This window comes from Paenibacillus sp. ATY16, from assembly GCF_003399985.2.
GTDB lineage: Bacteria > Bacillota > Bacilli > Paenibacillales > Paenibacillaceae > Pristimantibacillus > Pristimantibacillus glycanilyticus.
Map to the genome: position 1 here is coordinate 364472 of NZ_NMOK02000023.1, position 14134 is coordinate 378605.

Sequence of the window (14134 nt, forward strand, 5' to 3'; positions counted from 1 at the left end):
GATGTAAACGTTCGTCTTCTTAATCCAATCATTGGTTGCTCTGAACGAGTGACGGATGGATAATCGCTTGGTAAGCGCTGTCCGCCGAAAGCTTGCCGCCGTCAATGCCGACAAGTACCTTCCGAGAGACGAACACTTGCCCTTCCCGCTCAATCTGAACAAAATCCGGCTTTAGCGCCAGCATAAATTGCGATCCGCGATTGATTCCTCTGTAGGGTACAAGTCGCAGCCGATCCTGCCAGGCAAAAGATTCCTCTCCAAGGCCGGCAACAAGCCGATCCACCTGCGATTCACGAATGCTTTTCAGCCATGCTTCCGGCAGGTCATCTTGCCATACGTTTGCTTCAACAACCATAACGGGCGTCCGTGTCAGCGGATCGTACAGCTGGTTGCCCGTGTCGATCAATCCGGTGCACGTATGCTCCCGGTCGCCGATTTGAATCTTCACTTCGGCCAAATGGGTCCTCACCAGCTCCCTCTCGCGCCGCTGAACGTAAACCGAGCGGTATATGTAAATGCCGATACTAAACGCAGCGAGCACATAAATAAATCCCATCTTCAGCTCGACCTGCATACCGCCATTTATAAAGGTGATCGTACGCCATACTTCGCCTGAACCCTGCATCAGCAAGTAATGAATACCGATTATCGCCCCGGCCGCAACAAAATTCACGGTGTAGAAAGCTGTGATGTTCCGGAAGAAGTTCTGGATGGAAAAGAAGCCGAACGCAACCCATAACATGAGGAGGGAAATCAGTATTTTTACCGCTAACGTAAAAAGAATCGATAAGGGCGGAAACAACATAAGAACAACGTAGCAAGCACCAATGCTGGCTGCCGTCAGCACCCGCCAAGGACGTGCCCGGATATGACGCACCCAAGCGGTCGTCAGCAGAATGCTGCCGTCAACAAGCAGCTCCCGCACAAACATGACATCGACATAAACAGTCACAGCTTCACCTTCCAGCGGGTTCGAACGACAGAACGTTTGCCCTCCCCTCTGGAGAGAACGATTGAACCTAGTATATAAAAATCCTATTTCAAAGTCTGTCTAAACATGACGGCATGACATAGCTTTTTTTGTCGAGGCACCATTGCGAGTTTATAGGGCTAATGAATTGTTGCAGTATCGGGAATATGATAATTTATATCCATATAATTCATATGGCTGTTAAGCACACGCCACCTCTTCAGGATCGATTTCGCTCCTGGGACATGGCATTTTTTATTCCCATTTGACGGGGAGCGTGACCGGATTTGTCGTATGAGGAGGTTTTTAATAGTTGATATGACGATTATCTTAAGAGACGCGGCGGCGAAAATAAAAGAAGAGACGGATGGCATGTCCTCGCGTTTCTCCTATGACGACGTGAAAGACAAGCCGCGTAAGAGGCGCATGGACATGTTAAGGCGGATGAGGAAAAGCGCATGAGGCCATGTTGCTTCGAATGCTAGCAAATCAAAAACTATCGAAGCACGGTAGAGGTAAACGGCGAATTCGTTGATACGTTCCTAACAATAATGAGCTCTAGGCGTGGTAACGAAACCACCTACTTGCCAAAAAAACAAAAACGCCTGACCGGCAGGCCGGTCAGGCGTTAAAGGACTAGCGGTCGTTGCGACGGTTGCGCAGGAACGCAGGGATTTCGAGCTGGTCGCTCGAGGTCGATGCGCCAAACGGCTTCACCGGGGCAGCTTGCTGCTGCTGCGGAGACGACACGGATTGCGTCGCCTGGCGCGCTTCCGGTTCGGCTTGCGGCTGCGCTACTCGGCGGGATGCCGTTGAAGGCCTGGTTTCGAAGCCGGTTGCAATAACCGTAACCTTGATTTCGTCTTTCAGGTCTTCGTCGATAATCGCACCAAAGATCATATTAACTTCCGGATCGGAAGCCGAGATAACGATCTCCGCTGCTTCGTTGACTTCATACAGGGACAGGTTGCTGCCGCCTGTGATGTTCATGATAACGCCGCGAGCGCCATCGATGGACGTCTCGAGCAGCGGGCTCATGATCGCTTTTTTCGCCGCTTCCGCTGCACGGTTCTCGCCTGTCGCGATACCGATACCCATCAGCGCCGAGCCGCGCTCCGTCATAATCGTCTTCACGTCCGCAAAGTCAAGGTTGATCAGACCAGGCACCTGGATCAAGTCCGAAATACCTTGCACCGCTTGGCGAAGCACGTTGTCCGCTTCGCGGAACGCTTCCAGCATTGGGGTCTTCTTGTCCACAATCTCAAGCAAACGGTCATTCGGGATAACGATCAGCGTATCTACCTTTTCCTTCAACGCTTCGATGCCAAGCTCCGCTTGCGCGGCGCGTTTACGGCCTTCGAAGGTGAACGGACGCGTTACTACGCCGACTGTCAGCGCGCCGCATTCGCGGGCAATCTCGGCGATAACAGGAGCTGCGCCGGTACCCGTACCGCCGCCCATGCCTGCAGTAACGAATACCATGTCCGAGCCTTTCAATTGCTGCATCACAAGCTCTCTCGACTCTTCAGCCGCTTTCTTGCCCACTTCCGGATTTGCGCCGGCGCCAAGACCGCGAGTCAGCTTATCGCCGATTTGCAGCTTATGCTCGGACTTTGCCAGATGCAAAGCTTGCGCATCCGTATTAACGGTTATGAAATCGACGCCTTTAACGCCGTTTTCGATCATTCGGTTAACCGCGTTGCTGCCGCCGCCGCCAACACCAATTACTTTTATTTGAGCGAGTTGCTCCAGATCCAAATCGAATTCCAACATCTTTCATTTTCCCCCGATCAAATAAATTCGCTAAACATATTTTTCAACCGTTCGAACATACCGGGTTTGGATGAAGCGGTGGTACCCGACTTGCGGCTTGCCGTTTTCTTCCCTGTACTTGCTGCTGCTCCTCGTACTCCCATATATTTCGACACGTATTGGATCATTCCTACCCCGCTGCTGTATGCAGGGTCGCGCACACCGATATAATCCGGCGATGCGATACGAACAGATGACTCCAGCTCCGCTTGCGCAAGTGCCAGTGTACCCGGCATCGTAACAGAACCTCCAGTCAGTACGTATCCGTTCACTTTATCCCCGTAACCTAGCCTGCGTACTTCTTGACGCACAAGATGGAAAATTTCCTGCATGCGCGGCTCGATAATGCTGGCCAGATCAACCTGGGAAAACTCTTTTTCCATATTGCTTCCCATGCGAGTCACTTTAAACCTTACATCGTCAGCCGCATCGTTGACAAAAGCACAGCCGTACTTGAGCTTGATCTTCTCGGCTTGATCCGACTGCGTACGAAGTCCGTAAGCGATATCGTTCGTGACGTATTCGCCGCCGATAGGCAGCGTCGAGATGGCGGCAAGGCTGCCTTGCTCATAGATCGTAATGGTAGTAGAACCAGCGCCGATATCCGTCAGTACGGTTCCGATCGTTTTCTCGTCTTTTGTTAGCGACATGACGCCAGAAGCAAGCGACATCAGGATTACACCAGAAATCCGAAGTCCGGCCTTTTCCACGCAGCGCATCAAGTTATGTATAGCCGTTTTTGCACCTGTTACAATGGTCGCTTCAACCTCTAGCCGAACGCCGATCATACCGCGAGGGTCGGATATTCCTTCCAAGCCGTCAACCAAAAATTGCTTCGGTACAAGATTAATAATTTCTCTTTCAGGAGGAAGCGCGACCACCTTGGCCGCTTGAATCACGCGTTCGATATCTTCCTCTCCTATTTCACGGTCCTCATTGGATACTGCAACAACGCCACGATTCGTCTGAAGTGCTATGTGATTCCCTTGAATCCCAACATAGACGTCTGATATTTGAATGCCAACCATTCTTTCCGCATGCTCGATAGCACTGCGAATCGACTGCACGGTTTGGTCAATATCTACAATAGCTCCCTTGCGAATACCCTCCGAGTCGGCAGATCCAACTCCAATAATATTAATGGCTCCGTTGTTCACTTCACCAATAATAGCACGAACTTTGGATGTACCGATGTCCAAACTGACGATGATGTCGTTACTGCTCAACCCGCGGCACCTCCCGTTTTAACTGATAAAATACACACAAGATAGGGTTCTAAACATTCGTCCTTCTACATATTCAACGCCTTTGATATATTCCCTCTTTTTTCAACAAAATTTTCATTTCCCTAATATTACGCTGTGAGCTCTTATGTTATGAATCCTTATGAACGCTTGATAGTCCTATGAAAATACATTAAATCTGTGTATAAAATTCTACCATTCTTTCTACCTATTGAGTAGTCTCTTTTTGATCAGATTCCATATTTTCTGAAGCATTACTATTAAACGGAACATAAGTGTCCGCGAGCAGCATCGTAATCTTTCCCGGCTCCTGCGTTTCGATAACCGCATTTAGCGCTTCGATTTTCTCCGGCAGCAAGGAAACCGCCGTGACAACTTCAAACTTGGTCCTGGTGTAGATCTTAATCCGATCCGGATAAGCCTTCGAAGGATCGGGAATAATCTCCGACAAGTCTGAGAGCTGCTTTTCCGAGATTTTCCCCAGCTGCTTCGTCAGTTCCGCCCTGTTCGGATCATCCGGTTTCCAACCGGAGAGAACGGGCTTGTCCATCAGAAATTCGTCGCTTAATGCCGAAACGTTGGTTCCGTTCGACATAATGGCGGTCATTTCGCCGCTTGCAGACAATTCAAACGCGACAACGGGAAATTCTTTCACCGTAATTTTGACATTGCCGGGGAAGGACTTGGAGACGCTCGCCTCCTCTATCGGCTTTAATGCTTTGACGATACGCTTCTCCGAACTGGATTCCGATACGCCGAAATAAGCGTCTCCCGCCGTAATGCCTGCTGCTGCTTGAATATCGCTTTTGGAAGTATATTGCGCGCCTTCTATTGTTATCGTCGTAATCTTGCTGATTGATGAGTTGAAAAATAATACAGATAAGAGAATAACAAACAATAAAAAAAGAACGGCCAGCAGTTTGCGGCTGCCCTTTCTTTTTCGCTCCGGCTCTTTTAATACAGGCACTAGCTCGCTCATAACTTGTCCCTTCCTTCTAAAAAAACATCCGGTCCTCCTTAGTGGCAGGGCCGGTCGTTTCTATCCAGCTGCGATTTGAGTCATCCCCGGTTAATTCTTCGGCACGGGAGAGTAACGCGAAATGCGCGCGCCGAGTCTGCTTAACATCGTTTCAATGCAATCATAACCGCGGTCGATATGATGGATTTGCTCGACAATCGTCTTGCCTTGCGCGGCTAAGCCGGCAATGACAAGCGCCGCGCCCGCTCTCAGGTCGGTTGCTTCCACCGTTGCACCGTACAGACGCGGTACGCCGCGAATAAACGCCGAGTTCAGATCCACGCGGATATCGGCGCCCATGCGGGATAATTCATCCACATGCTTCAGACGTCCCTCGAAGATCGTTTCCTTCAAAATGCTGACTCCGTCCGCAAGCGCAAGCAGCACCATCACCTGCGACTGAAGATCGGTCGGGAAGGCAGGATACGGAGCCGTCACGACTCTTTCCACTGCTCTCGGCCGCCCTGGGCAGCCCACCTTGATTATATCACCGTCAACCAAGATTTGAACACCTGCCCGGCGAAGCACGTGAATAAGCGAGGATAAATGCGCCGGATTCGTGTTTAATAAAGTGACCTGCCCTCGGGTTGCGGCTGCGGCTACCATAATGGTGCCGGCAACAATGCGGTCCGGAATGACGGTATACGTGCAAGGCGTTAGCGACTGTACCCCTTCGATCGTAATCGTGTCCGTTCCGGCACCCATGATTTTCGCGCCCATTGCGTTCAGAAACTTCTGCAAATCCTGAATCTCCGGCTCCCGTGCCGCATTGCTGATCGTTGTCCGACCTTCGGCAAGCACGGCTGCCATCATAATGTTCTCCGTTGCCCCGACGCTTGGGAAGGCCAGATGGATATCCGCCCCGTGCAGTTTATCCGCACGGCAGATGATCCGGTTGCCGATCTCCTCAATTTCTGCGCCGAGAGCTTGAAGTCCTTCCAAATGTAGATCGATCTTTCTCTCGCCGATTGCGCAGCCGCCAGGCTGATACACCTGCGTTTCACCAAATCTAGCTAATAACGGCCCCATCAAAAAGATAGACGAGCGCATCTGTCCCATTAACGATTCCGGCACATGCGAGGTGTGTGCAGTTTCTGTGTCCAGAACGACTGTATCCCCCACATGCTCAGCGCGGCATCCTAGTTCGCGCAAAATGTTAAGCATTACGTCGATATCAAGCAGCCTAGGCACATGTTCTATGGTTGATGTGCCTTCCGCTAACATACAGGCTGCCAATATTGGCAAAGCGGCATTTTTCGCTCCTTGGATAACAATGGATCCTGAGAGAGGTTTCCCGCCTTCAATCACCAATTTGTCCAATGTATCACCTCCGAATTACCGCTCACCCACCACCAATACTTCCGGTACCAGCTGAACGCCGTAGCGGTCTGCTATCGTACCTTGAATGTGAGTCATGAGGGTGAGAACATCTTCAGCTGTCGCTTGCCCTCTGTTTACTATGAAATTGGCGTGAAGCTCCGAAACTTCCGCTCCCCCGAATCGTACGCCCTTTAAGCCCGCCTCCTGAATGAGTCTAGCGGCAAAATCACCCGGCGGATTGCGGAACACGCTGCCTGCGCATGCGAGCTGCAGCGGCTGCGTGCGTAACCGCCGTTCCTGATAAGCAGAAAGTGTTGCCGAAATTTCATTGCGGTCTCCTTCTGCAAGCTCGAACGTAGCTTCTACGACAACGCCCTTCAATTCATGAAGGATAGAGTGGCGGTAAGAGAATTGCATCGCCTCTCGGTCGAATCGTACCAATTCACCTGTCTCCAGCACAATCTCAGCTGATCTAAAAATACGTGACACATCGGAACCATGCGCGCCTGCGTTCATATAGACAGCTCCGCCTACCGTACCCGGAATTCCCCCCGCGAATTCCAGCCCGGTAAGTCCTTCCCTGCCTGACATTCTTGATAATTTTACGAACGAGAACGATGCACCCGCATGAACGAGCGTTCCTTCAAAGCGCACATAATCCAGCCCGTCGCGCGTCTTGATCACAACGCCGCGAATTCCTTTATCGCTCACCAGCATATTGGAGCCGCGGCCGAGATTCGTCCACGGTACGCCATGCTTATGAAGCAGGCGGATGGCCGACACGAGCTGATCTTTGCCGTGTGGGATAAACAGAACGTCAGCGGGTCCGCCGATTTTCCAAGTGGTATGTTTTGCAAGCGGCTCATTGTACAGGATCTGACCGAGACCTGCTTGTTCCAATTCCGCAATAAATGTTTCCATGTTGTCGAACCTCCTCATAGCTTCTAGTTGAGAGAATCAGGGCTCCGCTTGCGGCTGCCGGCAGCTAGAGCTGCCCGCCGCAGCGTGTGACTAACGGCCCGAGCAGGGCGACGGTCACGATTTATAGAGTATCTTATGCCCTCTCCATCTCGAATGTGACAATCGCCCATGCTCACCCGTAAACACAAAAATGGACGTCAGGAGGCCGCCTCGAAAGGCGGCGCCATGCCGGCCATTTACGCCAATATGTTTTCCCTCGTTATCTGGAATACCGGGATATATTGAGCAAAATGCCAAGAGCGGTAAGCAGCAGTGTCAGTGATGAACCGCCGTAACTGATCAGCGGCAGCGTTATCCCGGTTACCGGCATTGCGCCGATAACGACACCGATATTGATTAATACCTGAACGCCTATGATCCCGGTAATCCCTACCGCAAGCAGACTGCCGAATGTGTCTGGAGCCGATATCGCAGTCCGGACTCCCCTCCAGACTAAGACCATAAACAGAAGAATAAGCGCGGATCCGCCTATAAAGCCAAGTTCCTCGGAAATAATGGAAAATATAAAATCCGTCTGCGGCTCCGGCAAATAGCTGAACTTCTGACGGCTCATGCCTAGCCCAAGCCCTACCAGGCCGCCCGGTCCTATCGCGTATAGGGATTGAATGATTTGATAGCCTGTACCCAGCGGGTCCGCCCAAGGATCAAGGAAGCCCGTAATCCGCTTCATCCTATAAGGTTCGGCAATAACCAGCGCTATAAGACCAAGCAGCCCGCTTGAACCAAGCAAAGCCAGATGGCTGATCCTCGCGCCAGCCGCGAAAATAAGAATCAGCGCGGCTCCAACCATAACCGCGCCGGACCCCAGATCCGGCTGCAGCATAATAAGGCCGAAGGCTAGTCCAACCAAGCCAAGAGGCGGCAGCAAGCCTTTCGTGAAATGAGTAATGGTCTGCTGCTTGTCCGACAGCCATTTGGCCAGGAACAGAATCATCGCAAGCTTCATAAACTCGGAAGGCTGTATGCCAAAAGAGCTGATGCCAAGCCAGCTTCGGGCACCGCCGCGGACAACGCCGATTCCGGGGATAAGCACGATAATCAGCAGGACGAAGCAAATCAGCAGCGCCGCCTTCGCCCAGTTTTTCCATATGAGATAATTCGCGTTCATCGTAAATATTAACGCACCAACGCCAAGGACGGCAAATATAAGCTGGCGCTTCACGTAATAGAATTTATCGCCGAATTCATGGAAAGCGAGCACCGCGCTCGCGCTGTATACCATTACTAATCCAATCGTCAGGATAAGCGCAATCGATACGATCATCCAAACGTCCGGGGCGGACCTGGCTTTGGCCATAGCAAACACACCTCTTGTTTAGCGTAAGTAGGGACAAGCCCCCTACTTACAAGGTATGCGCCGATTCTTTAAAAATGCGTCCTCGTTCCTCAAAGGATGCAAACATATCCCAACTCGCGCAGGCCGGCGACAACAAAACGATATCTCCAGGCTCCGCTAGTCCGGCAGCCTCCCGTACGGCCCTGCGCAAAGTAGACTCGGCGTCCTCCTCAGGTTCGACCAATCGCACATTCGTTAAACCTGCAAGCTCCGCCACCTTCGCCAGCTTCTCTCTTGTTTGACCCAGCGTTACCAGCCCCTTCAGCCGGTCACGGAATACCGGAAGAAGCTCCATGTAATCAGAGCCGCGGTCAAGTCCGCCTGCGATAAGAATGATAGGCGCGCTCAAAGAGCCGACTGACATCGTGGTCGCCATGGGATTTGTAGCCTTGGAATCATTATAATAATGGACGCCGTTGATTTCTCCCGCGTACTCGAGCCGGTGCTCAACGCCTCTAAAGCCTTGCAGAGCCGGTAGCATTGCTTCGGGAGCGACCCCCGCTGCCAGGCAGGCGGCAATCGCCGCAAGCGCGTTTCCGGCGTTATGGCGGCCCGGCAGCCCAAGCGCGGATACCGGCAGAATAGCCTGCTCCGTCCCGTCTTCTTTACGCCATACAATCATATGCTCTTTATCCGAATCTTTGCCGCGTTCAAACGGCGGTTCAATGCAGATCCCTTGGTCGAGCCGCACATACAGCGAGAACGGCAGCAGCTTTGCGGCCAGATGGTCAGCAATCGCTCTGCAGGTCGCATCGTCCCAGTTCAGAACGGCAACATCGTCCGCCGTCTGATTATCGAACAGCTTCGCCTTCGATGCGACGTAATCTTCCATCCCGCCATGATAGTCCAAATGAGTCTCGGCAATGTTGAGCAAGAGAGCAATGCGCGGACGGAATGCCGATGTCCCTTTCAATTGGAAGCTGCTGAGCTCTGCCACGATCCAGTTGTCTTTCGTCGCTTCGGCTGCCGCTTCGCAGAGCGGTATGCCGATATTGCCCGCCACGATGGGATTAAAGCCCGCGCCGCCAAGCAGCTCGCCGATCCAGGTCGTTGTTGTGGTTTTGCCGTTCGAACCGGTAATTCCGATAATCGGAGCCTCCGACAGCCAATAAGCGACCTCGACCTCCGTCACAATTTCCACGCCATGAGCTTCTGCCTGTTGGACAGGACTTGCCGTATACGGGATTCCCGGATTTTTCACCAGCAGCGCCGTTTCGCTTGTCACAAGATCTTCCGGATGATAACCGCATAGCACAGAAATGCCCAAAGCAGTTAATTCATCCGCTTCGGGGCATAGTTCGCGTTCTTTTTTGTCGTTCACAATCACTTCCGCTCCAAGAGCATGGAATACTTTTGCTACGCTCACGCCGCTTCTGGCAAGACCTAGTACAACGACGCGGCGATCCCGATAAGTCGCCGGATGGTTCATAAGTACAACTCCTTTGTATAAGAAGCGGAGCTAGCCGCTTAGTAGTCTTCGTTATGTATAGTCAGGCACTCTCGCCAGGCTTCCTGGAAAGCCGGCAAGAGATCAGCCAAACCATAATCATTATACCTTATAGGGCAAGAAGAAGTCCGATTACCGCCAGCAGCAAACCGACCGACCAGAAGGTCGTAACGACGCGCCATTCGGACCAGCCGCTTAATTCGAAGTGATGGTGAATCGGGCTCATCTTGAAAATCCGCTTGCCGCGGAGCTTAAACGATCCAACCTGCAGAATGACCGAAAGCATTTCCAGCACGAATACGCCGCCTACGATAACGAGCATAAGCTCCATCTTGGTCAGAATCGCTACGGCCGCAATGCCGCCCCCAATACCAAGCGAGCCCGTGTCTCCCATAAATACCTTTGCCGGATGGGCGTTAAAGATCAGGAAGCCAAGCACCGCCCCAACCATTGCCGCGGAAAAAATAGCCGATTCATGCTCGGATACTTGAAGCGCAAGAATGGTAAAGGCGCCAAAGGCAATGGCGCTCGTCCCCGACAAAAGGCCGTCCAGGCCGTCCGTAAAGTTTACCGCGTTGCTCGATCCGAACAGGATAATCACGACAAACGGATAATAGAACCAGCCAAGGTCAAAGCCCCAGGAAGTACCCGGTACCGTGATCATCGTGCTGTGATTCATATTGTACAGCTCCGCGCATACGATGATGGAGAACAACAGCTGGCCGAACAGCTTCTGGCGCGCCGTCAATCCAAGCGAACGTTTAAATACGATTTTAATATAATCATCTAGAAATCCAACAAGTCCAAAACCTAGTGAAGCCGTAAAAAGCACCCAGAAATCAGGGGTCTTATCCGAAAATTTCAAAAAGGCGATTAGCAGCGCAAGCATTATGATAATGCCGCCCATTGTTGGGGTGCCGCTTTTCTTCAAGTGGCTTTGCGGACCGTCGGTCCGGATTTGCTGTCCAAACTTCATGCGCCGGAGAAGCGGAATGAACAATGGTCCAAGCAGAACCGCTATTAAGAATGATGCACCTAATGAAAATAAGATGACCATCGTGTCCATTATCTATCTCACCTCGCTTCCAAAGTTTGGACAATCTGTTCCATGCGCACGCCGCGCGAGCCTTTGACCAGGACGAGATCCTGAGGCTGTACTTGCTCTCTCAACCATTCTCCAAGCTTCCCTTTGTCATCAAAATGTACAATCGCCGTTCCTTTAGCTTCCGCCGGGAACTGCGACAAAGCCCCAGCCGACGTATGCTCCGACAATGGTCCGAACGTAACGACGGCATCTGCCTTGTCCGGCGTAATATAAGCTCCCGTCTCGAAATGGAGAGACTCTTCCTCCGGACCAAGCTCCCGCATATCGCCAAGAACGATCCATTTGCGCCGGAATCCGGTCAATTGCCCGACCAGGTCAATCGCTGCGCGCACGGCGGTCGGATTGGCATTATAAGCGTCATTAAGAATCATAGCGCCGTTATGCGCCTTCACCGGCTGAATTCTCATGCCCGTCAGCTCAAGGCCAATCAGGCCACCCCGGATATTTTCCTCCGAAATGCCGAACCGGCGTCCAATCGCGATGGCCGCAAGCGCGTTGCTGACGTTATGTTGGCCGGGAACCGGTATGGTGTACGGCGCGGATGCGGTATCCTGCCCTTTGCGCTTAACGGCAAAAGTCGAGGATACGGCCCCAACCCCGATATCGGCCGCCGACCAGTCGTTCGCTTCTCCAAGGCCAAAGGTCTGAAGCTGCGTGCCTTCCGGCAGGCTCATTGTCGCAAGCTCCGCCGCCAGCAGTGGCTCATCGCCGTTATAAAGAAGGATGCCGCCGGAATGAAGCCCCTGCGCAATCTCCAGCTTTGCCTTCGCGATCCCTTCGCGGGAGCCAAGCTGAAGCAGATGGGCATCTCCGATATTCGTAATAACCGCTACATCGGGACGGGCAATATTCGTAAGCAGCTCGATCTCGCCAAAGCCGCTCATGCCCATCTCAAGGACTGCCGCATCCGTTTCCTCGTCAAGCTGGAGAACGGTTAATGGCAGGCCGATATGATTATTCAAATTGCCTGCCGTCTTGTGAACTTTATAAGATGTTCCAAGAACGGCCGCAACCATGTCTTTGGTTGTTGTTTTGCCGTTGCTGCCCGTAATGCCGATAACGCGGACGTACAGCTCTTCCCGATAGGAAGTTGCCAGCTGCTGGAGCGCCTTCAGCGTATCCCTTACAAACAATAAAGGTGCGCCTGCAAGCTCCTGCGGAACTTCGCGCTTCGTCTCCCACAACGCGGCCGCGGCTCCCTGCTGAAGCGCTTGAGCGACATAGTTGTGACCGTCAAAGTTTTCTCCGACAAGCGGAACGAACAGCTGACCCGGCTGAATGCTGCGCGTGTCCGTGCTGACGCCGGCAATCCGGACGGGTTCGCCTTTATAGGCTCTTGCGCCGCACATGTCGGCGACTTGCTCCAATGTACGATTGATCAATGTAATAATCCCCTTATCGCTTCTTTTGCCACCAAACGGTCGTCAAAAGGATGCGTAACGCTTCCTATAATTTGATACGTTTCATGACCTTTCCCCGCAATCAATACTACATCTCCCGGGCTTGCCATTTCAACCGCTTTTTCAATCGCGGCGCGGCGGTCAACCTCCAGTTCGTAACGGTCGGAGGTTACTCCGTCCTTCAGGAGACCGGCTTCAATATCCTTTAGAATAAGGTCCGGATCTTCCGTTCTCGGGTTATCGGAGGTGACGAGCACGTAATCCGCATAGCGGGCGGCAATCGAGCCCATAATCGGGCGTTTCGTCTTGTCGCGGTCGCCGCCGCAGCCGAATACGCAAATAATCTGCGGAGGAGCCAGCTCCTTCACCGCGCGAAGCACATTCTCCAGTCCGTCGGGGGTATGCGCGTAGTCCACGACAACGGCGAACTCCTGTCCTGCCTGCACGGATTCCACACGGCCCGGCACGCCGGGAACCGCTTCGAGACTAGCCTTGATCCGTTCAAGCGCAACGCCTTCAATGAGAGCGGCCGATATAGCCGCAAGCGCATTATAGACGTTAAACTTGCCGACCATCTGCAGCGCGATATCCGTCTCGCCGCGGAATGTGCTTACCCGGAACGTAGTGCCACGCGCGGAAATACGGATATCCGAAGCCCGAACGTCAGCATGGTTGTCGATGCCGTATGTGATGACTTCGGCTGCCGTCAGCTTGGCGAACTGCTCGGATACGGGATCATCGACATTAAGAACCGCATAAGCGCGATCCCCGGCGTTTGCCGCGTACTCATTGCCAAGCCGCGAGAAGAACAGACCTTTTGCCGCCGCATACTTTTCCATCGTTCCGTGATAGTCCAGATGATCCTGGGTCAGATTCGTAAAGACCGCCGTACGGAACCGGCAGCCCTTCACGCGCCCCTGCTCCAGAGCATGCGAGGACACTTCTATCGCGCAATAGGCCGTTCCTTCCTTGCGCATGTCGGATAAATATTGCTGCAGCTGAAGCGCTTCCGGCGTAGTGCCCGACATCGGGAACGATTTTCCCGCGTACCGCATCTCTACCGTGCCGATTACGCCGGAGCTTCTGTCGTTATCATTTAAAATCTGTTCGATCAAATAAGTTGTAGTCGTCTTGCCATTCGTCCCCGTTACCCCAATCAGATGAAGAGCCTTGCTGGGGTGACCATAGAAATGATCGGCCAATACGGCCATAGCCAGCCGGCTGTCCTTCACGATCAGCTGAGGAGCATCCAGCTCCAGCTCACGTTCGACGACGAATGCGACTGCGCCTTTGGCCGCCGCTTGAGGCGCGTAAGCATGACCGTCAACCGTATGACCCGGCAGACAGATAAATAACTGTCCCGGCCCTACTTTGCGGGAATCCGTCTCGATCCCCGCTATTTCCGTATCCCCTGCTCCTGTTAGCCTCGCCGTAATAAGCAGTTCTGCCAATTCGCTTAATCGCATGTTGTTTTCCTCCCGTATGCTGGTCGTTATCTCTC

At 52.7% G+C, this 14134-nt stretch carries 11 protein-coding genes; all 11 read right to left on the bottom strand.

The features are described 5' to 3' along the window. Nucleotides 1-28: 28 nt before the first annotated feature. Nucleotides 29-952, bottom strand: coding sequence for a sigma-E processing peptidase SpoIIGA (gene spoIIGA, locus CFI03_RS14575; RefSeq protein ID WP_248757765.1), 924 nt, complete (start codon nt 950-952; stop codon nt 29-31). Between the two features lie 654 nt (nt 953-1606). Next, complete coding sequence (ftsZ, locus tag CFI03_RS14580; RefSeq protein WP_248757766.1) at nt 1607-2743, bottom strand: cell division protein FtsZ; 1137 nt, start codon at nt 2741-2743, stop codon at nt 1607-1609. Nucleotides 2744-2760: 17 nt separating this feature from the next. Beyond that, nucleotides 2761-4008 carry a cell division protein FtsA gene (gene ftsA / locus CFI03_RS14585; RefSeq protein WP_127497743.1) on the bottom strand — a complete coding sequence of 416 codons (1248 nt, stop codon included), beginning with the start codon at nt 4006-4008 and terminating at the stop codon, nt 2761-2763. A 226-nt stretch (nt 4009-4234) separates the two neighbouring features. Next, on the bottom strand, nt 4235-5005 hold the full coding sequence (locus tag CFI03_RS14590) for a cell division protein FtsQ/DivIB (protein WP_127497745.1): 771 nt from the start codon (nt 5003-5005) through the stop codon (nt 4235-4237). A 90-nt stretch (nt 5006-5095) separates the two neighbouring features. Beyond that, nucleotides 5096-6364, bottom strand: coding sequence for a UDP-N-acetylglucosamine 1-carboxyvinyltransferase (gene murA, locus CFI03_RS14595; protein WP_248757767.1), 1269 nt, complete (start codon nt 6362-6364; stop codon nt 5096-5098). 15 nt (nt 6365-6379) lie between these two features. After that, nucleotides 6380-7285 carry a UDP-N-acetylmuramate dehydrogenase gene (gene murB / locus CFI03_RS14600; RefSeq protein WP_248757768.1) on the bottom strand — a complete coding sequence of 302 codons (906 nt, stop codon included), beginning with the start codon at nt 7283-7285 and terminating at the stop codon, nt 6380-6382. Between the two features lie 259 nt (nt 7286-7544). Then, a complete protein-coding gene (gene spoVE, locus CFI03_RS14605) occupies nt 7545-8642 on the bottom strand; it encodes a stage V sporulation protein E (protein ID WP_127497751.1) in 1098 nt (365 codons plus the stop codon). A gap of 46 nt (nt 8643-8688) precedes the next feature. Beyond that, nucleotides 8689-10110, bottom strand: a complete 1422-nt coding sequence (murD, locus tag CFI03_RS14610) for a UDP-N-acetylmuramoyl-L-alanine--D-glutamate ligase (protein ID WP_248757769.1) — start codon at nt 10108-10110, stop codon at nt 8689-8691. Between the two features lie 127 nt (nt 10111-10237). Then, a complete protein-coding gene (mraY, locus tag CFI03_RS14615) occupies nt 10238-11194 on the bottom strand; it encodes a phospho-N-acetylmuramoyl-pentapeptide-transferase (RefSeq protein ID WP_015845462.1) in 957 nt (318 codons plus the stop codon). Between the two features lie 8 nt (nt 11195-11202). Next, complete coding sequence (locus CFI03_RS14620; RefSeq protein WP_248757770.1) at nt 11203-12615, bottom strand: UDP-N-acetylmuramoyl-tripeptide--D-alanyl-D-alanine ligase; 1413 nt, start codon at nt 12613-12615, stop codon at nt 11203-11205. After that, the gene (locus CFI03_RS14625) at nt 12612-14099 is read right to left on the bottom strand and encodes a UDP-N-acetylmuramoyl-L-alanyl-D-glutamate--2,6-diaminopimelate ligase (RefSeq protein ID WP_248757771.1); all 1488 of its coding nucleotides are present in this window, start codon (nt 14097-14099) and stop codon (nt 12612-12614) included. The genes CFI03_RS14620 and CFI03_RS14625 overlap by 4 nt, the downstream gene beginning before the upstream one ends. Between the last annotated feature and the right edge of the window lie 35 nt (nt 14100-14134).